Origin of the sequence: Ectopseudomonas toyotomiensis (genome assembly GCF_017167985.1) — a bacterium.
Lineage (GTDB): Bacteria > Pseudomonadota > Gammaproteobacteria > Pseudomonadales > Pseudomonadaceae > Aquipseudomonas > Aquipseudomonas toyotomiensis.
This window is the reverse complement of the sequence record NZ_CP070505.1, coordinates 216,422-234,475: the sequence shown is the minus strand read 5'-3', so window position 1 is coordinate 234,475 and position 18,054 is coordinate 216,422. Positions and strand designations below refer to the sequence as shown.

At 60.4% G+C, this 18,054-nt stretch carries 13 protein-coding genes; all 13 read left to right on the top strand.

The window, feature by feature from the left end; all coding sequences use genetic code 11:
* Nucleotides 1–17 precede the first annotated feature (17 nt).
* The 13 genes from JWV26_RS01080 (at nucleotide 18) to fliG (ending at nucleotide 18,054) form a co-directional block, all read left to right on the top strand.
* Nucleotides 18–5,168 carry a glycosyltransferase gene (locus JWV26_RS01080; RefSeq protein ID WP_206418184.1) on the top strand — a complete coding sequence of 1,717 codons (5,151 nt, stop codon included), beginning with the start codon at nucleotides 18–20 and terminating at the stop codon, nucleotides 5,166–5,168.
* Between the two features lie 247 nt (nucleotides 5,169–5,415).
* On the top strand, nucleotides 5,416–6,900 hold the full coding sequence (locus JWV26_RS01075; RefSeq protein ID WP_093050853.1) for a flagellin: 1,485 nt from the start codon (nucleotides 5,416–5,418) through the stop codon (nucleotides 6,898–6,900).
* A gap of 72 nt (nucleotides 6,901–6,972) precedes the next feature.
* The gene (locus JWV26_RS01070) at nucleotides 6,973–7,365 is read left to right on the top strand and encodes a flagellar protein FlaG (protein ID WP_093050856.1); all 393 of its coding nucleotides are present in this window, start codon (nucleotides 6,973–6,975) and stop codon (nucleotides 7,363–7,365) included.
* 76 nt (nucleotides 7,366–7,441) lie between these two features.
* Nucleotides 7,442–8,911, top strand: coding sequence for a flagellar filament capping protein FliD (gene fliD / locus JWV26_RS01065; protein WP_093050859.1), 1,470 nt, complete (start codon nucleotides 7,442–7,444; stop codon nucleotides 8,909–8,911).
* Nucleotides 8,912–8,914: 3 nt separating this feature from the next.
* On the top strand, nucleotides 8,915–9,307 hold the full coding sequence (gene fliS / locus JWV26_RS01060; protein ID WP_021489641.1) for a flagellar export chaperone FliS: 393 nt from the start codon (nucleotides 8,915–8,917) through the stop codon (nucleotides 9,305–9,307).
* Nucleotides 9,308–9,419: 112 nt separating this feature from the next.
* Nucleotides 9,420–9,800, top strand: coding sequence for a flagellar export chaperone FliS (gene fliS, locus JWV26_RS01055; RefSeq protein ID WP_024307695.1), 381 nt, complete (start codon nucleotides 9,420–9,422; stop codon nucleotides 9,798–9,800).
* Nucleotides 9,801–9,821: 21 nt separating this feature from the next.
* Entirely contained in the window at nucleotides 9,822–10,115 is a 294-nt protein-coding gene (gene fliT, locus JWV26_RS01050; RefSeq protein ID WP_072425689.1) for a flagellar protein FliT, read from the top strand.
* A gap of 259 nt (nucleotides 10,116–10,374) precedes the next feature.
* Nucleotides 10,375–11,850, top strand: coding sequence for a sigma-54 dependent transcriptional regulator (locus JWV26_RS01045; RefSeq protein ID WP_017679155.1), 1,476 nt, complete (start codon nucleotides 10,375–10,377; stop codon nucleotides 11,848–11,850).
* 225 nt (nucleotides 11,851–12,075) lie between these two features.
* Complete coding sequence (locus tag JWV26_RS01040) at nucleotides 12,076–13,290, top strand: sensor histidine kinase (protein WP_206418183.1); 1,215 nt, start codon at nucleotides 12,076–12,078, stop codon at nucleotides 13,288–13,290.
* 3 nt (nucleotides 13,291–13,293) lie between these two features.
* Complete coding sequence (gene fleR / locus JWV26_RS01035) at nucleotides 13,294–14,709, top strand: sigma-54-dependent response regulator transcription factor FleR (protein WP_093050865.1); 1,416 nt, start codon at nucleotides 13,294–13,296, stop codon at nucleotides 14,707–14,709.
* A 214-nt stretch (nucleotides 14,710–14,923) separates the two neighbouring features.
* Nucleotides 14,924–15,253, top strand: coding sequence for a flagellar hook-basal body complex protein FliE (gene fliE, locus JWV26_RS01030; protein ID WP_017679158.1), 330 nt, complete (start codon nucleotides 14,924–14,926; stop codon nucleotides 15,251–15,253).
* A 10-nt stretch (nucleotides 15,254–15,263) separates the two neighbouring features.
* A complete protein-coding gene (gene fliF / locus JWV26_RS01025) occupies nucleotides 15,264–17,045 on the top strand; it encodes a flagellar basal-body MS-ring/collar protein FliF (protein WP_093050868.1) in 1,782 nt (593 codons plus the stop codon).
* The gene (gene fliG / locus JWV26_RS01020) at nucleotides 17,038–18,054 is read left to right on the top strand and encodes a flagellar motor switch protein FliG (protein WP_072425685.1); all 1,017 of its coding nucleotides are present in this window, start codon (nucleotides 17,038–17,040) and stop codon (nucleotides 18,052–18,054) included. The genes fliF and fliG overlap by 8 nt, the downstream gene beginning before the upstream one ends.

The window sequence follows — 18,054 nt, the reverse complement described above, 5'->3', positions numbered from 1 at the left end:
CATGCTACGGGGTGCGCATGCACAATATTAATAGCAGGATCGTGGTCAGTGTCCCGGTCTTCAACGAAGAAGCCTATGTCCGCGAAACGCTCGAGTCACTCGCAGCGCAGACGTACACGGACTTTCTGGTACTGATCGCGGATAACGCCTCCACCGACGGGACCGGTGAAATCTGCCGCGAGTTCTGCACGCGTGATCCTCGTTTCCACTATGTCCGTCATGCGCAGAATCTCGGGGCTTCGGCCAACTTCCGCTACTGCTTCGAGCATACGTCCTCTGAGTTCTTCATGTGGCTCGGCGGGCATGACGTGCTGGCCCCCGAATTTCTGGCGGAAACATCGGCGCGTATGCTTGCCGACGAACAGGTCAGCCTGGTCTATACCCAGACCAAATGGATAGACGAGTCGGGCAATGCGCTCGGGCAGAGCAACGGAGGCAACTACGTTTTCGCCGAGCCGTTGGCGCCACACCAGCGCTACCTCAAACTGCTGCATGCGCTGGATCGCTGCGAGGCGGTCAACCAACTGATCCGGCGTTCGTTCATCGATCTCGACTTCCGCCCGGTGGTCAGCGCGGATCTGGCGTTTCTCTGCCATCTGGCCGCGCACGGGCCGTTCGTCCGTGTCGAGCAGCCGCTGTATGTTCGCCGAGAAATCCGCAAGCGCGACAGTACCGCAATGGAGCGGATGACGGGAACCAAGACGGCTGCCCGTTACCACCAGTTGGCCGAGCTCTTCGTGCACAGCATCAGCACCCACAGGAACATCGCCGCGGAGCACAAGCTGGAAGTCATCAGCCAGGTGCTGGTGTGGTTGAACAAGCGCTTCCAGCTGTTTAACGAAACCCTGCCGATTCCCTCGGCTGCGCTGCAAACGGGGCCCTCAACTGACGTCACGTCCGATGAGCCTGCTCCTTTCTTCAGCGTGATCATGCCGGTCTACAACCGCGAGCGTTACGTGCGCGAAGCGATCGACTCCGTGCTGGCGCAGGACGATCAGGATTTCGAGTTGATCGTGGTCGACGATGGCTCTACCGATCGCTCGGTCGAGATCATTCGCACCATTGACGATCCGAGAATCCGTCTGCTGCACAATGACCACGGCGGTGGTGCTTCGGCACGTAATCGTGGGCTTGCCGAGGCACATGGGCAGTTCGTGGTGTGGATCGACAGTGACGACCGGCAGGCCAGAGGTGCGTTGAGCGAGATACGCCGCAGCATTGCGGCCAACCCGGATGCCGATGTGTTCTACGGCGACCTGGAGATCTTCGACGACCAATCCAGCAACGGGCAAACGCTGCGCACGCATTACCCCGATTACCAGGGACAGTCGCTGCTGCCAGTGTTGATCCAGGGCAACTGTCTGCCCAATCCGGGTACTGCGGTGCGCCGCTCGCTGTATGAAACCTATGGCGGCTACGATCTCGCCTTTACGCGCTGTCACGACTACCAGATATGGACTCGGCTGGCTGACAGCGCCCGCTTCAAGAAAGTCGACGCGATTCTCTGTCACTGGCGTCAGCACGGTGAGAGCTTGTCCAGTGCCAAGACCAAGGCCTTCGAGGCCAAGGTCATCCTGGATGCCTTTGCCCGTTACCCGCTGAGCCGGCTGTTTCCGGATCTGGACGCAGGGCCGGGCGGTCAGGCCCAGGCCTGCTGGCGGGTTTCGCAGATTCTGCAGGCGTTGGGTGAGCACGCGGCGGCGTTACACGTCGCCTACAAGGCCAGCGCTCTGGGGGAGGGCATCGTTCATGACCTTTCCGAGCTGGAGCGCCAGGCCGGAGCCGCTTACGAGCCGCTGTTTTCCATCATCCTAACCACCTACAACCGCCCAGATCTGCTCAGGGATGCCCTGGCCAGTGTCGGCAGCCAGACGCTGCGTGATTTCGAAGTCATCCTGATCAACGACAACGGCGAGCCGGTCGAGTATCTGTTGGCGGACTACGATTTTCCCATCACCTATATCCGCCAGGGCCGCAACAAGGGGCTATCGGCGGCTCGCAACGCCGGGCTCGAGCTGGCGCGCGGGAGCTACGTCGTCTACCTCGACGATGACGACATCTATCTGCCCAACCACCTGGCCGTGCTGGCCGAGGCCTTCGAGCAGCACCCAGGCAGCGTCATCTACACCGGCGTGGAGTACGTCAACGAAAAGCTGGAGGGCGGCCAGCGCATCGAGCTTGGTCGTGGTCAGCCATTCAAGCATGAGGCGTTCGACCGCGACCGTCTTTTCACGCAGAACTACATTCCCGTCAATACCTGGGCGCACCCACGGGAGATGCTGGCCGCTGTTGGTGAGTTCGATACCGGCCTGGCCGCGTTCGAGGACTGGGACATGCTGCTGCGCCTGGCCTCACGCTATCCCTTCGTGCATGTGCCGACCGTGACCAGCGAAGTGCATACGCGGGCACCGGGTGCCGGCGGCGACCACATGCTGGGGCGCGAGCGCAAGAATTTCCCGGCCCTGTACCGCGAGCTCTACGAGCGCTATTCGGGTTCGGCCAGCGAGGGGCTGCAGCGCGGTCGCCAGCAGCTGCTCGAAAGTCTGGGCGAGCGTCCCAAGGGTGGCCTGATGGATTGGCTGGCCGAGCGCCTGCCGACAGCTACTGAAAACCGCCTGATCGCCGATTATCTGGACCGTCACCAAGGCGGGCCGTTGATCGGTGTCGTGGTGCTCGACAGCGAAGGCCAGTCCGAGCAGTTGATGGTCACGCTCAAGAGTCTGCTCGGCGAGCGTTGCCTCTATGCGACGCTGCGTATTTTGGTGCTCACCACCGCAGACGTGCCGGCGACTTCCGCGGCGGACAAGCTGCACTTCCTGCGCCTGAGCGACGAGCCGATGGCGCTGCAGATCAACCGGGCCGTCGAAGCGAGCGATTGTCAGTGGTTCATGCTGGCCCGCGCCGGCGATGAGTTCACCCAGAGCGGGTTGATGATCGCCGGGCTGGAACTGGCTGCCAATCCGGGTTGCCGCGCCGTGTACGGCGACCAACTGCAACGCCTGCCCGATGGCAATCTGGGGGCGGCGTTCCTGCCGGGTTTCAATCTCGATCTGCTGCTCAGCTTCCCGCTGGTGATGGCGCGTCACTGGTTGTATCGCCGCGACCTGTTCCTCGCCGCCGGTGGCTTCGATTCGGCGTTCCCCGATGCTTTTGAGTTCGAACTGCTGACCCGATTCATCGAGCAGGAGGGCCTGGCCGGGCTGGGGCATATCGATGAACCGCTGTTGATCACCGAAGCGCCTACGCTGCGTGACAATCCTGACGAGCGCCGGGTGATCGAGCGTCACCTGGGTAATCGTGGCTATCAGGCTCAGGTGCTGCCCGGCTTGCCGGGGCGCTATCGGGTGCACTATGGCCATGGCGCTGGACCCTTGGTGTCGATCATTCTCGCCACGGATGTGCCGTTGGCCGCTTTGCAGCGCTGTACCGACAGCTTGTTGGAAAAGACTGCCTACGGTCATTACGAGCTGCTTCTGGCCGATAGCGGCACGCGGGCTGACGTCAGCGCCTGGTTGCGCGAGGTGGCGTTACTCGGTGATGACAAGGTTCGCGTGTTTCCCGCAGAAACTGGGCTGGCGCAAAACCGCGCTGCCGAGCAGGCTCGTGGCGAATACCTGCTGCTGCTTTCCGGCGAAGCGGCCGTCGTCAATGCTGACTGGCTGGATGAGTTGCTCAATCACGCTCAGAGGCCGGAGGTCGGTGTGGTCGGCGGCAAGCTGCTGACGCCGAACGGGCGTATCGCCCAGGCCGGTTTGCTGTTGGGGGTCAATGGCCCGGCTGCTCCAGCCTTCGCTGGGGAGGCTATGGATGCGGCGGGTTATATGCATCGCCTGCAGGTGGATCAGAACTACAGCGCCGTCGGTGAGGAATGCCTGATGGTGCGTGCCGAAGTGTTCCGCCAGATTGGCGGGATGGATGCCAGGCTGAATGCCTTCCGCGATGTGGACCTCTGCTTGCGCGTGCGCGATGCCGGGTATCTGACGGTCTGGGCGGCAAACGCGATCATCCTGCATGAGGCGGAACAGGTACTGGCCAGCACCGCGGCAGAAGACCAGCTTTACGAACGTTACCTGCCGCAACTGGCAAACGACCGCGCTTACAACCGCAATCTGGCATTGAGCGGGCGGGGCTTCGATCTGGAAAGCGACGTGTCCCTGACCTGGCGTCCCCTGAGTTGGCGGCCTTTACCGGTGGTATTGGCCCACCCGGCCGATCCTTGGGGCTGTGGTCATTACCGCGTCATCCAGCCGCTCTCAGCGCTGAAGTCTCATGGGCTGGCCGATGGCACTCTGTCCATGGGGTTGTTGCAGGTAACCGACCTGGAGCGTTACGACCCGGACGTGGTCGTATTGCAGCGCCAGATTGGCGATGATCGCCTGGAGGCCATGCGCCGTCTCAAGCGTTTCTCGCGAGCGTTCAAGGTCTACGAACTGGACGATTATCTACCCAACCTGCCGCTGAAAAGCGTGCATCGGGATCAGATGCCCCGCGATATCCTCAAGTCGCTGCGTCGCGGCCTGGAGTTCGTTGATCGCTTCGTGGTGTCCACCCAGCCGCTGGCAGAGGCGTTCGCCGGTTTGCATGGTGATATCCGTGTAATCGAGAACCGCCTGCCGACGAAGTGGTGGAAGGGGTTGGAAAGCCAGCGACGTCGTGGCCGCAAACCTCGGGTTGGCTGGGCGGGTGGGGTGAGCCATACCGGTGATCTGGACTTGATCGTCGATGTCGTTCGCGAATTGGCGGGAGAGGTCGAGTGGGTGTTCATGGGCATGTGCCCGGATGCGATCCGGCCCTTCATTAATGAATTTCACCCAGGTGTCGATATCGAGTCTTACCCGGTTGCGCTCGCGAGTCTGGACCTCGATCTGGCGTTGGCGCCGGTGGAGGCCAATCTGTTCAACGAGTGCAAGAGCAACTTGCGCCTGCTGGAGTATGGCGCCTGCGGCTTTCCGGTGATCTGTAGTGATCTGGTGTGCTATCGCGGAGACCTTCCTGTGACGCGAGTGAAAAACCGCTTCCGCGATTGGGTCGACGCCATACGCATGCATATCAGCGATCTGGATGCTGCTGCGCAGGCGGGAGATCGCCTACGTGAGGCCGTTTATCGTGACTGGATGCTCGAAGGTGAGAGCCTTGAGCTTTGGCGCAAGGCATGGATGCCTGACTGAATGTGCCGTGAAACCGTCGAGCGCAGCAACAGTGCTCGACGGTTTTCAGTCAAAAATGTTCGAAAAACGTGTGTGGTTGGTTAAGTGCTTGACTGAAAAGAATTAAAAAAAGCTGAAAAATGTCTCTAAAGCTCCTTAGGCAAGCGCCGATAAAGAGATCGAATGCGAACTCTCTGGGCGTCTGAGCATGCAGGCCCGAGCTCGCAAGCTCAGACAAACGGTTCTTAGGTCATCTGGAGGCAATACCATGGCCCTTACAGTCAACACTAACGTTGCGTCCCTCAACACTCAGCGTAACCTGAACAGCTCGTCCAAAGGCCTGGATACTTCTCTCCAGCGCCTGTCCACCGGCTTCCGTATCAATAGCGCCAAAGACGACGCTGCTGGTCTGCAGATCGCCAACCGCCTGACCAGTCAGATTACCGGCCTGGGCGTTGCAACTCGTAACGCCAACGACGGTATCTCCCTGGCGCAAACTGCTGAAGGTGCCCTGCAGCAGTCCACCGGCATCCTGCAGCGTATGCGTGACCTGGCCCTGCAATCGGCCAACGGTTCCAACGGCGCCGTCGAGCGTGCCGCCCTTCAGGGTGAAGTCGCTCAGTTGCAACAAGAGCTGAACCGTATTTCTGACACCACCAGCTTCGGCGGTCGCAAGATCCTCGACGGCAGCTTCGGCTCGCAGAGCTTCCAGGTGGGTGCCAACGCTTACGAAACCATCAGCGTTTCCATCGGCTCGGCCGCGACCGATCGTATCGGTATCAACCGCTTCACTACCGATGGTGCTGGTGCTGCCGCTATCGCTTCTGGTGCCGCTTTCAGCGCTACCTCGGGCAGCGCCTACGGTAGCGCCTCGTTCAGCATCAACTCCAAGCTGTCCGACGGTGACGTCGCTATCTCCGGCGCTGCCAGCGGTTCGGCCAGTGAAGTGGCTCGTGCCATCAACGCCAAGAGCGACGAGACTGGCGTAACTGCCAACGCTCGTACCGTTGCCGTTCTCGGTGGCATCACTGCCTCGGGTACCGTTTCCTTCAACCTGTCTGGTCTTACCAGCAAGTCGCTGGAAGCTGACGCTGCCACCGTGTCCGCCGTAGTAACCGATGTAACCCAATTGTCCTCGCTGGCTGACGCCATCAACCGTGAAACTGGCAAAACTGGTATCTCGGCTGTATCCAAAGGCGACACCATCGAACTGGTCAGCTCGCGCGGCGATGCGATCCAGATCTCCAACTACGCGGGCTCCGGTGGTGCGACTCTGCAGACCAAGAGCTTCGATGGCGCAGATGATGTGGGCACTGCGGCTACCATCGCCACCGGTGGCGGTGCTCGCGCCGACGGTCAGGTACAACTCGAAGCAGCCGATGCCTTCCAGGTTACCGGTATGACCGGCGGTCTGGGTGCCGATGGTTTCAGTGAGCTGGATGCGGTGAACACCATCGACATCAGTACGGCAACTGGCGCTCAGGATGCTCTGGGTATCATCAACGGGGCAATCTCCAACATCGACAGCCAGCGTGCTCAGCTCGGTGCCGTGCAGAACCGCTTCGAGAACACCATCTCGAACCTGCAGAACATCGCTGAGAACTCCTCCGCTGCTCGTAGCCGGATTCGTGACACCGACTTCGCTGCTGAAACCTCGGAACTGACCAAGAATCAGATCCTGCAGCAGGCCGGTACTGCGATCCTGGCTCAGGCCAACCAGCTGCCGCAGGCCGTACTCAGCCTGCTGGGCTAAGGTCAAAGGCGCTAGACTACGGGGGGAAGGGCCTGGCTCTTCTCCCCGTTACCTCATTCTGAGGAGTAATTTATGGACGTCAGCTCAATAAAGCCCCAGGTCAATTCTACTGTTGTCCGTGATGGTGGCGTCTCCAATGCTGCCGAGACTCGGCAGAAACAAGGGTTTTCCAATCTCACAGCGGTTTCGCCTGCTGATGACCAGTCTGTTGCGCGCGCGGTCACTCCCGCTCAGGACGTGAGCCGTGAACAGGTCGAGGATGCGGTAGCGACCATTCAGGAGTTCGTGCAGTCGGTTCGTCGCAGCATCAACTTTGCAGTCGATGACGGCTCTGGACGTGTGGTTGTCAAGGTAACGGATGCCGGGTCGGGCGATGTGATCCGACAGATTCCATCGGAGGAAGCGTTGAAGTTGGCAGAAAATCTGTCAGAGGTGCGCAGCCTTTTGTTTCAGGCCGAGGCATAAAACGTCTTGGCATGATTTTTGACTGATACTCCTCAAGCGACAGGGTGCAGTCGGATTTTTGACGAGGTGCAAGATCATGGCAGGTATTACGGGAATCGGTTCGGGTCTCAACATCAACGAGATTGTCACTGCGTTGGTCAATGCCGAGAAAGCGCCGAAGACCAACCAGCTCGACAATCTTGAGAAGCAGACCACTACCCGTATCTCTGCGATCGGCACCCTCACTGGTGCGATGAACTCCTTCAAGACGGCCCTCGACGCCCTAAACAAGCCCTCCCTGTTCGAGTCCCGCACTGCAAGCACCTCCAATAGCAGCGTGCTCAAGGCTACTGCTACCACAACTGCGCCTGCAGGCACATACAGCGTTCAGGTTCAGCAATTGGCTGCCAGCAGCAAGGTTGCCCTGCAGTCTGTCTCGGGTGTGGGTAACGCCCCGGCTACTTTCAACAGCGGTACGCTGGAGATTTCCGCTGGCAATACCAGCATCAGTGTCGATGTCACCGCCGCCAACAACACGCTTGCTGGTATGCGTGACGCGATAAACGAAGCCGGGAAAGACAGCGGTATAAGTGCCACCATCATTACCGATGATTCCGGTTCCCGCTTGGTGCTAAGCTCGACCAAGACTGGCGCAGGCAATGACATTCAGGTAGCGGTTACCGAAGATGGTGAAACGACCGGTGGCAATGCCTTGACGACTCAGGCGTTCTCGCCTGTCGCAGACCCCGACAATGCTGGCTCTTTCCTGAAACCCAGCTCGGACACTGGCGCGGGGGGGGTAATTAGTCAGGCCAAGTCGGCCAAGCTCACCATCGACGGATTACAACTGGTGCGTGATAGCAACAAGATCGAGGATGCGCTCGAAGGCGTTACGCTTGATCTTGTCGCGGCGCAGAGTGCTACCGATCAGACCGATGGTAAGACCATCAATCTCACCGTTGGTGTCGACAAGTCGAGCGTAAAGAGCAACCTGCAGAAGTTCGTCGATGCCTACAACGCCTTGATCACTTCCTCGGCGCAGCTCACTGCGGTCGTCGAAGTGGAAGGTTCCAAGCCTGTGGCAGGCCCTCTGGTTGGTGATTCCACGGTGCGCAGCGTTCTGTCTGGCTTGCGCAATGAAATTGTCAAGATGACCGGTGGCGGAGAAGCCGGTGTGCGTGCTCTGGCCGACTTGGGTATCACTACCGGCAAAGATGGCAAGTTGTCTCTCGACGATGCCACGCTGACCAAGGCACTCGACACCAATTTCGAACAGGTGGGTGCTTATCTCACTGGCAGTGACGGTTTGATGGGGCGTCTGTCTGGCTTTGTATCCAGCTATGTGGCGACCGATGGTGTATTGAAACAGCGTGACAGTGCCTTGCGCGATACCTTGAAGAGCGTTGACTCTCAGCGCGAAAGCCTGAACAAGCGTGTCGAAAGCCTGCAAACCCGTCTTTATGCTCAGTACAACGCCATGGACTCCTTGGTAGGGCAGCTCACTCGTACCAGTGAAAGTTTGAGTGGCATGCTCGCCAACCTTCCTGGTTTCGTGAAAAAGGATTAAGTAATGGGCAAGAATCCGATAGACGCCTACAAGCAGGTCAAGACCAGCCAGGAAGTGTCACCTTATCGCACGGTACAGCTGTTGCTCGAAGGTGCATTGCAACGTGTGATGCTGGCCAAGCAGGCCCAGGCCGAGGGTGATACCGAGATTCGCGGCATGGCGGTGGGGAGCACCATCACCATTCTGGGTGTGCTGCAAGCGGCTCTGGACAAGGAGCTGGGCGGTGAAATCGCCGAGAATCTGGATGCACTCTACGACTATATGACTCGCCGCTTGGCGGGGGTCGCTTTGGACGATACGCCGCGCACCCTGGAAGAGGTTCAGGCGCTGCTGGGTGATATCAAGAGTGCCTGGGATGCCATTGGGCCAGAGGTCGAGCCGGCGACTGCTGGCTGACCAATCGTTTCTTTTCGGTTTGGCTGGGCCGTTTCAGCGACAAAAGCGTTAAAGCTTTGAGTCGCAGGGCCGATACCTGGAGTATCAGCCCATCGGTAGAGCGAGAGCGACTATGAACGCAATGGCGGCCCTCAAGCAGTATCAGACCGTCAACAACCAAGCGCAGGCCGCAGAGGCCAGCCCTCATCGACTGATCCAGATGTTGATGGAGGGTGGTTTGTCTCGCATCGCTCAGGCACGTGGTGCCATGGAGCGCGGACAGACAGCGCTAAAAGGTGAATTGATCGGCAAGAGTATTGCCATCATCGCGGGACTGCGCGAGAGTCTCGACCACCAGCAAGGTGGCGAGCTGGCCGGTAACCTCGATAGCCTGTATGAATACATGATCGCCCGTTTGACCGAAGCCAATGTGAGCAACGAGCCGGAGCTTCTCGAAGAAGTTTCGGGGCTGCTGCGTAACGTCAAACAGGGTTGGGATGCTATCGCTCAGTAGCGAGCATCGGAGGAGAAGCGAATGAGTTCATCCGTCCAGCGTTTGCAAGCGACCGGCTCGGCCCTGCGCGATGCTCTGGCCAAACAGGACTGGGCCGCGATTGGCGAGCTCGATCTGCAGTGCCGCATGGTAGTCGATGCGGCTATGGTCGATAGTCACGACGAAGAAGAACTGCGCAGTGGCCTGGAAAATCTACTGTCACTTTACCGTGAGCTGGTGACCGTTTGTCAGACCGAGCAGCGGCGTCTGGCAGGCGAATTGGTGCAGCTCAATCAATCCCACCAGGGGGCCAAGGTTTATCAGCTTTTCGGCTGATAACCTGATGTTTACCGAGTTTAACCAGCAGGTTCGGCTCGGTTGTCCCTCTCTCCGCTTGCGTTTCTCTTTCTTTTTTCTCGGTTGCCACTACCCGGCTCTGCAAACAGGTGCTTAGCTAATTCCATTGGCGGGCAAAAAAGTTACGCCATAAAATTGACTGACTTCAATTTTTTGACTTTACTAGTGGCTAATTGCCGGTGCGTGTCGAAGATCTGGCGCGCAATTTCCCTCACTTCTCGGGTCAGACAAGCACAAGATGTGGCGTGAAACCAAAATCCTGTTGATCGATGACAATGCTGCGCGCCGCCACGAGTTGGCGATCATTCTGAGTTTTCTCGGGGAAGAGCATCTGGCCTGTACCAGCCAGGATTGGCGCAATGCTGTGGCCGAGCTCGCTTCCAGTCGCGAAGTGCTCAGCGTCTTGCTGGGCGATGTCGAGGCCAAGGGTGGGGCGCTCGAGCTGACCAAGCAGATTGCTGGCTGGGATGAATTCCTGCCGCTATTGACGGTTGGCGACTCCAGCATTGTCGAGTGGCCGGAAGATCTGCGCAGGCGTGTGCTGGCGAGCCTGGAAACTCCACTCAGCTATAACAAGCTGCTCGATTCGCTGCACCGTGCCCAGGTCTATCGCGAGATGTACGACCAGGCCCGTGATCGTGGTCGGCAGCGCGAGCCCAATCTGTTCCGCAGCCTGGTCGGTACCAGTCGTGCCATTCAGCAGGTGCGGCAGATGATGCAGCAGGTCGCCGATACCGAGGCCAGTGTGTTGATCCTCGGTGAGTCCGGAACCGGCAAGGAAGTGGTAGCGCGCAATCTGCATTACCACTCCAAGCGTCGCGAGGCACCGTTCGTGCCGGTCAACTGCGGTGCCATTCCGGCCGAGTTGCTGGAAAGCGAGTTGTTCGGTCATGAGAAGGGCGCCTTCACCGGAGCCATCACCAGTCGGGCAGGGCGCTTCGAGCTGGCCAACGGCGGTACGCTGTTTCTCGATGAAATCGGCGACATGCCTCTGCCGATGCAGGTCAAGTTGCTGCGCGTGCTGCAGGAACGAACCTTCGAGCGTGTCGGCAGTAACAAGACGCAGACCGCCGATGTGCGCATCATCGCTGCCACGCACAAGAACCTGGAGAAGATGATCGAGGACGGCAGTTTCCGTGAGGACCTGTATTACCGCCTCAACGTCTTCCCTATCGAGATGGCGCCGCTGCGCGAGCGTATCGAAGATATTCCGCTGCTGATGAATGAGCTGATTTCGCGCATGGAGCACGAGAAGCGTGGCTCCATTCGCTTCAATTCGGCCGCCATCATGTCGCTGTGCCGTCATGACTGGGCAGGTAACGTGCGCGAGCTGGCCAACCTGGTGGAGCGCATGGCGATCATGCATCCCTACGGTGTGATCGGGGTGGGCGAATTACCGAAGAAGTTCCGTCATGTCGATGACGAGGATGAGCAGCTTGCCGCCAGCCTGCGTGATGAAATGGAAGAGCGCGCTGCGATCATGGCCGGTCTGCCGGGCCTCGATACGCCCGCCATGCTGCCGCCGGAGGGGCTGGACCTGAAAGATTACCTCGGCAATCTGGAGCAGGGACTGATCCAGCAGGCGCTGGATGATGCGGGTGGCGTGGTGGCGCGTGCGGCTGAGCGCCTGCGTATTCGTCGTACCACGCTGGTCGAGAAGATGCGCAAGTACGGCATGAGCCGCCGCGAAGAGGATGGTCAGGACGAGGATTGACTTGTCTGGGGGCGGCCGCGCAGTTCTACAAGTTATGATCCTGTAGAGCTGGTGCGCATGGCGCACCCTACGAGTAATTGCTGACCCGAAAGCCGGAGCTTTGACGCGAGCTCCGGCTTTGTTTTTTCAAGTGCTTGATAAATAAATAGAAAAAATTAGGCACGGAGATTGCTAAAGCTCTTGTATCCGACCGTCTTCTGACGGTGCGTCGTATGAGAGAAGCAGATGGAAGCCAACCGTCGTCCTACCGAGTCAGCCGAGCCAGGCGTTCCGGCACCGCTCGAACAAGCCAGCCGTGCAGGACTGGAGCAGGCCTTTGCCCTGTTCAATCAGATGTCCAATCAGCTCAGCGAGTCCTACAGCTTGCTGGAAGCGCGGGTCAATGAGCTGAAGGGGCAACTGGCACTGGTCAGTGCTCAGCGTATGCAGGAACTGGCGGAGAAGGAACGTCTGGCCCATCGCCTGCAAAGCCTGCTGGATCTGCTGCCTGGTGGTGTGATCGTCATCGACGGTCAGGGCGTCGTGCGCGAGGCCAACCCAGTCGCGCGTGCGCTGCTCGGCCAGCCACTGGTGGGTATGCTCTGGCGCCAGGTGATTGCTCGCAACTTTGCGCCGCGCGAAGACGATGGTCACGAAATCTCCATGCGCGACGGCCGCCGTCTGTCCATTGCCACCCGTTCTCTGCACGGGGAACCGGGGCAGTTGGTGCTGCTGACCGACCTGACGGAAACCCGTCGCCTGCAGGATCAGCTCTCTCGCCATGAGCGTCTATCGGCGCTGGGGCGCATGGTCGCCTCTCTCGCGCATCAGATCCGTACGCCACTCTCCGCTGCGCTGCTTTATGCAAGCCACCTGAACGAGCAGGTACTGCCGGCCGAACAGCAGCAGCGCTTCGCCGGGCGCTTGAAGGAGCGGCTGCACGAGTTGGAAAACCAGGTGCGTGACATGTTGATCTTCGCGCGGGGCGAGCTGCCGTTGCCGGATCGCCTGTCGCCGTCAGTCCTGTTCGACGCGCTACGTGCGGCTGCCGATGCGCATATGGGCGATATGGCTGTGCGCTGGCAGTGCGATGTGCGTGACGGCGAGCTGCTGTGCAATCGCGACACGCTGGTCGGCACCGTCCTCAATCTGATCGACAACGCCATTCAGGCTGCCGGACGTGATGCGCGTCTGAAGGTTCATCTCTATCGCCGCGACAGCCAGCTGCGCCTGTGCGTCAGCGATAACGGGCCAGGCATGAGCCGGGAAACCTTGGCGCGCCTGGGCGAGCCCTTCTTCACCACCAAGACTACCGGAACCGGCCTCGGCCTGGCGGTGGTCAAGGCAGTGGCCCGTGCTCATCAGGGCCGGCTGCTGCTGCAATCGCGTGCGGGTCGTGGTACCTGCGCCATCGTTTCTCTGCCGCTGCAAGGTGCAGCGTCTCACTCGAATCAGGAGTAACCCATGGCTGCCAAAGTCCTGCTGGTTGAAGACGATCGCGCGCTGCGCGAAGCCCTGGCCGATACCCTGTGCCTGGGCGGGCATGATTATCGGGCGGTCGATTGCGCCGAGGCGGCGTTGGTCGCGTTGACCGAAGAGCCGTTCGGGCTGGTGGTCAGTGACGTCAACATGCCGGGCATGGATGGTCATCAACTGCTGGCGCAGATTCGTGGTCGTTATCCGCAACTGCCGGTATTGCTGATGACGGCCTTCGGCGCGGTGGAGCGGGCGGTGGATGCGATTCGCCAGGGGGCGGCCGATTACCTGGTCAAACCGTTCGAGCCGCGCACGTTGCTGGAGCTGGTGGCCAGACATGCACTCGGAAAACTGACGGCAGGAGATCGTGACGGTCCGGTGGCGCTCGAGCCGGCCAGCGTGCAGCTGCTGGAGCTGGCGTCCCGAGTGGCGCAGAGTGATTCGACGGTGATGATCACCGGCGAGTCCGGCACCGGTAAGGAAGTGCTGGCGCGTTATATCCATCAGCAGTCACCGCGCGCCTCCGGGCCTTTTATCGCCATCAACTGTGCGGCGATTCCCGACAACATGCTCGAGGCCACCTTGTTCGGGCATGAGAAGGGCGCATTCACCGGTGCGGTCAACGCGCAGCCAGGCAAGTTCGAGCTGGCTGATGGCGGCACCATTCTGCTCGACGAGATTTCCGAAATGCCGCTGGGGCTGCAGGCCAAATTGTTGCGTGTGTTGCAGGAACGGGAGGTAGAGCGGGTCGGGGCGCGAAAACCGATCAACCTGGATATTCGCGTGCTGGCCACTAGCAACCGTGATTTGGCCGGTGAGGTGGCGGCGGGGCGCTTCCGTGAGGATCTCTATTATCGTCTGTCGGTATTTCCTCTGGCCTGGCGACCGCTGCGTGAGCGGCCTGCCGACATTCTGCCGCTGGCCGAACGACTGCTGGCCAAGCACGTCAAAAAAATGAATCAGGTGCCGGTGCGTCTGTCCGAGTCGGCCGCGCAGAGCCTGGTACAGCATCAGTGGCCGGGCAATGTGCGCGAACTGGACAACGCCATTCAACGCGCATTGATCCTGCAGCAGGGAGGGGTGATTCAGGCGCAGGATCTGTGCCTGCATGCGCCCATCGGCCAATCGGTGCAGGGTACGGCACCGCGTCTGGCCGTGGTGCCGAGCGTTGCGCCGCCAATGGCGCAACCGGTCGAGTCGCCGAGTGCGGTCGATGCCGGCGCGCTGGGGGAGGATCTTCGTCGTCGCGAGTTTCAGGTCATCATCGACACCCTGCGTGCCGAGCGCGGTCGTCGTAAGGAAGCCGCCGAGCGCCTGGGCATAAGCCCGCGCACTCTACGCTACAAGCTGGCGCAGATGCGTGATGCCGGGATGGATGTCGAGGCTTATCTGTACGCCAGCTGATCCGGCTCTGCCAGAGTCCTACCTTCTTGGGCAAGCCGGGCCACTTCTGTGCGCCTGGTTTGCTGTCTTCGCTTCACCCTTCGAGAGGTCCGTTTTCGGGCTGCCTCTCCTTGCTGCCTGAAGCTTGTAGCCTGTGGCTGCTCTTTTGGCACTCTTGTTGCAAATACCCCTGCATAGCGCCGCTAGTGTCAAAAAGCGGGCAGTGGAGGAAGTCATGAGCCAAGGTGTCGAATTCAATCGCTTGATGCTGGAAATGCGTTCCATGCAGGCTGAGGCCATGGCGCGTCAGAAACCTGCAGTGAGCGAGCCAGTGCAAGGGGCGCCGAGTTTCTCGGAAATGCTCGGCCAGGCGGTGAACAAGGTCAACGAGACCCAGCAGGCTTCCAATAAACTGGCGACCGCTTTCGAGATGGGGCAGAGCGGGGTCGACCTGACCGACGTAATGATCGCCTCGCAGAAAGCCAGCGTATCCTTCCAGGCCATGACCCAGGTGCGTAACAAGCTGGTCCAGGCGTATCAAGACATCATGCAGATGCCGGTCTGAGGGTTGATTCATGGCTGAAGCAGCAGTAGCAAATGTACCGGCCAAGGCCGAGCCAGGTGAGCCGAAGAAGCCCCTGCTGGGCCTTAGCTTCCTGGAAAACCTCGCGGAGATGTCGGTGCTGCGTCAGCTCGGCCTGTTGGTCGGTCTGGCTGCCAGCGTGGCGATCGGTTTTGCCGTGGTGCTCTGGTCGCAGCAACCGGACTATCGTCCGCTGTATGGCAGCCTCAACGGTATGGATGCCTCTCAGGTGGTCGATACCCTGACCACTTCCGGCATCGATTACACCATCGAGCCCAACTCAGGCGCGCTACTGGTGAAAGCTGACGATCTGGCGCGTGCGCGCATGCGCCTCGCGGCTGCTGGCGTGGCGCCCACCGACAACAGCGTCGGTTTCGAAATTCTCGACCGTGAGCAGGGCCTGGGCACCAGCCAGTTCATGGAGGCGACCCGCTATCGCCGCGGTCTCGAGGGCGAGTTGGCACGTACGGTGGCCAGCCTCAATAACGTCAAGGCGGCGCGTGTGCACCTGGCCATGCCCAAGGCTTCGGTGTTCGTGCGTGACGAACGCAAGCCGTCTGCCTCGGTGCTGGTCGAACTCTATCCGGGGCGCGCATTGGAGCCCAGCCAGGTCATGGCGATCGTCAACCTGGTGGCGACCAGCGTGCCCGAGTTGGACAAGGGCCAGGTCACGGTGGTCGACCAGAAGGGCAATCTGCTCTCCGATCAGCAGGAGCTGTCCGAGCTGACCATGGCTGGCAAGCAGTTCGACTACACCCGTCGCGTGGAAACGCTGTTCACTCAGCGCGTGCACAACATTCTGCAGCCGGTGCTGGGCACTGGTCGCTACAAGGCGGAAGTCTCGGCTGACGTGGATTTCAGCTCGGTTGAGTCCACCTCCGAAATGTTCAATCCGGATCAGCCCGCGCTGCGCAGCGAGCAACAGGTCAACGAACAGCGTCAGAGCAGCCTGCCGCCGCAGGGCGTGCCGGGTGCGTTGTCCAACCAGCCACCTGGTCCGGCTGCCGCGCCAGAGCAGGCTGCAGGCGCTGCCGCCCCGGCCGGCCCGGTTGCTGCGGGTCAGCCGCTGGTCGACGCCAATGGTCAGCAGATCATGGACCCGGTAACCGGCCAGCCGATGCTGGCGCCGTATCCGGCAGACAAGCGTGAGCAGTCGACCCGCAACTTCGAGCTGGATCGTTCCATCAGCTACACCCGTCAGCAGCAGGGGCGCCTGCGTCGCCTGTCGGTAGCGGTGGTGGTGGATGACCAGGTACGTGTCGATCCGGTTACTGGCGAGAGCAGCCGGGTGCCGTGGACGACCGATGACCTGGCGCGCTTTACCCGTCTGGTCCAGGATTCGGTGGGCTTCGATGCCAGCCGCGGCGACAGCGTCAGCGTGATCAATACCGCCTTTACCGCTTCGCTGGGTGAAGAGATCCCCGATATTCCGTTCTACACCCAGCCCTGGTTCTGGGACATCGTCAAGCAGGTGCTCGGCGTACTGTTCATACTGGTGCTGGTGTTCGGTGTGCTGCGTCCGGTGCTCAACAACATCACCGGCGGCAGGGGCAAGGAGCTGGCAGGTTCCGGCGATGTGGAACTGGGCGAAATGGCAGGTCTGGACGGCGAGCTGTCCGACGATCGCGTCAGCCTCGGCGGGCCGCAGAGCATCATGTTGCCGAGCCCCAGCGAGGGGTATGATGCACAGCTGAACGCTATCAAGAGTCTGGTAGCGGAAGATCCTGGCCGCGTCGCCCAGGTCGTCAAAGAGTGGATCAACGCCGATGAGTGACAATCGTACCGCTACCAAGCTGAACAAGGTCGACAAGGCTGCGATTCTGCTGCTTTCGCTGGGTGAGACCGATGCCGCACAGGTGTTGCGTCACCTCGGGCCGAAGGAAGTGCAGCGCGTCGGTGTGGCCATGGCCGGCATGCGCAATATCCATCGCGAGCAGGTCGAGCAGGTGATGGCCGAGTTCGTCGATATCGTCGGTGACCAGACCAGCCTCGGTGTGGGTTCCGATGCCTACATCCGCAAGATGCTCACCTCTGCGTTGGGTGAGGACAAGGCCGGTAATCTGATCGACCGCATCCTGCTTGGCGGCAGCACCAGTGGCCTGGACAGCCTGAAGTGGATGGAGCCGCGTGCCGTTGCCGATGTGATCCGCTACGAGCATCCGCAGATCCAGGCCATCGTCGTCGCCTATCTCGATCCGGACCAGGCCGGTGAAGTGCTCAGCCATTTCGACCACAAGGTGCGCCTGGACATCATCCTGCGTGTGTCCTCGCTCAATACCGTGCAACCGTCCGCACTCAAGGAACTCAACCAGATCCTCGAGAAGCAGTTCTCCGGCAGCGCCAACACCACGCGCGCCACCATGGGCGGCGTCAAGCGTGCGGCGGACATCATGAACTTCCTCGACAGCTCGGTGGAAGGTCAACTGATGGACTCCATTCGCGAGGTGGACGAAGACCTGTCGACACAGATCGAAGACCTGATGTTCGTCTTCGACAACCTGGCCGATGTCGACGACCGTGGCATCCAGGCGCTGATGCGCGAGGTCTCGTCCGAGGTGCTGGTACTGGCGCTCAAGGGCGCCGACGACGCGATCAAGGACAAGGTCTTCAAGAATATGTCCAAACGTGCAGCCGAGCTGCTGCGCGACGACCTTGAGGCCAAGGGGCCGGTGCGCGTCAGCGATGTCGAAGGGGCGCAGAAGGAAATTCTCACCATCGCCCGGCGTATGGCCGAAGCCGGAGAGATCGTGCTTGGCGGCAAGGGTGGCGAGGAGATGGTTTAA

Coding starts and splice junctions, on each gene's coding strand:
- JWV26_RS01080 (WP_206418184.1), top strand. CDS start 18: ATGCACAATATTAATAGCAGGATCGTGGTCAGTGTCCCGGTCTTCAAC.
- JWV26_RS01075 (WP_093050853.1), top strand. CDS start 5,416: ATGGCCCTTACAGTCAACACTAACGTTGCGTCCCTCAACACTCAGCGT.
- JWV26_RS01070 (WP_093050856.1), top strand. CDS start 6,973: ATGGACGTCAGCTCAATAAAGCCCCAGGTCAATTCTACTGTTGTCCGT.
- fliD (WP_093050859.1), top strand. CDS start 7,442: ATGGCAGGTATTACGGGAATCGGTTCGGGTCTCAACATCAACGAGATT.
- fliS (WP_021489641.1), top strand. CDS start 8,915: ATGGGCAAGAATCCGATAGACGCCTACAAGCAGGTCAAGACCAGCCAG.
- fliS (WP_024307695.1), top strand. CDS start 9,420: ATGAACGCAATGGCGGCCCTCAAGCAGTATCAGACCGTCAACAACCAA.
- fliT (WP_072425689.1), top strand. CDS start 9,822: ATGAGTTCATCCGTCCAGCGTTTGCAAGCGACCGGCTCGGCCCTGCGC.
- JWV26_RS01045 (WP_017679155.1), top strand. CDS start 10,375: ATGTGGCGTGAAACCAAAATCCTGTTGATCGATGACAATGCTGCGCGC.
- JWV26_RS01040 (WP_206418183.1), top strand. CDS start 12,076: ATGGAAGCCAACCGTCGTCCTACCGAGTCAGCCGAGCCAGGCGTTCCG.
- fleR (WP_093050865.1), top strand. CDS start 13,294: ATGGCTGCCAAAGTCCTGCTGGTTGAAGACGATCGCGCGCTGCGCGAA.
- fliE (WP_017679158.1), top strand. CDS start 14,924: ATGAGCCAAGGTGTCGAATTCAATCGCTTGATGCTGGAAATGCGTTCC.
- fliF (WP_093050868.1), top strand. CDS start 15,264: ATGGCTGAAGCAGCAGTAGCAAATGTACCGGCCAAGGCCGAGCCAGGT.
- fliG (WP_072425685.1), top strand. CDS start 17,038: ATGAGTGACAATCGTACCGCTACCAAGCTGAACAAGGTCGACAAGGCT.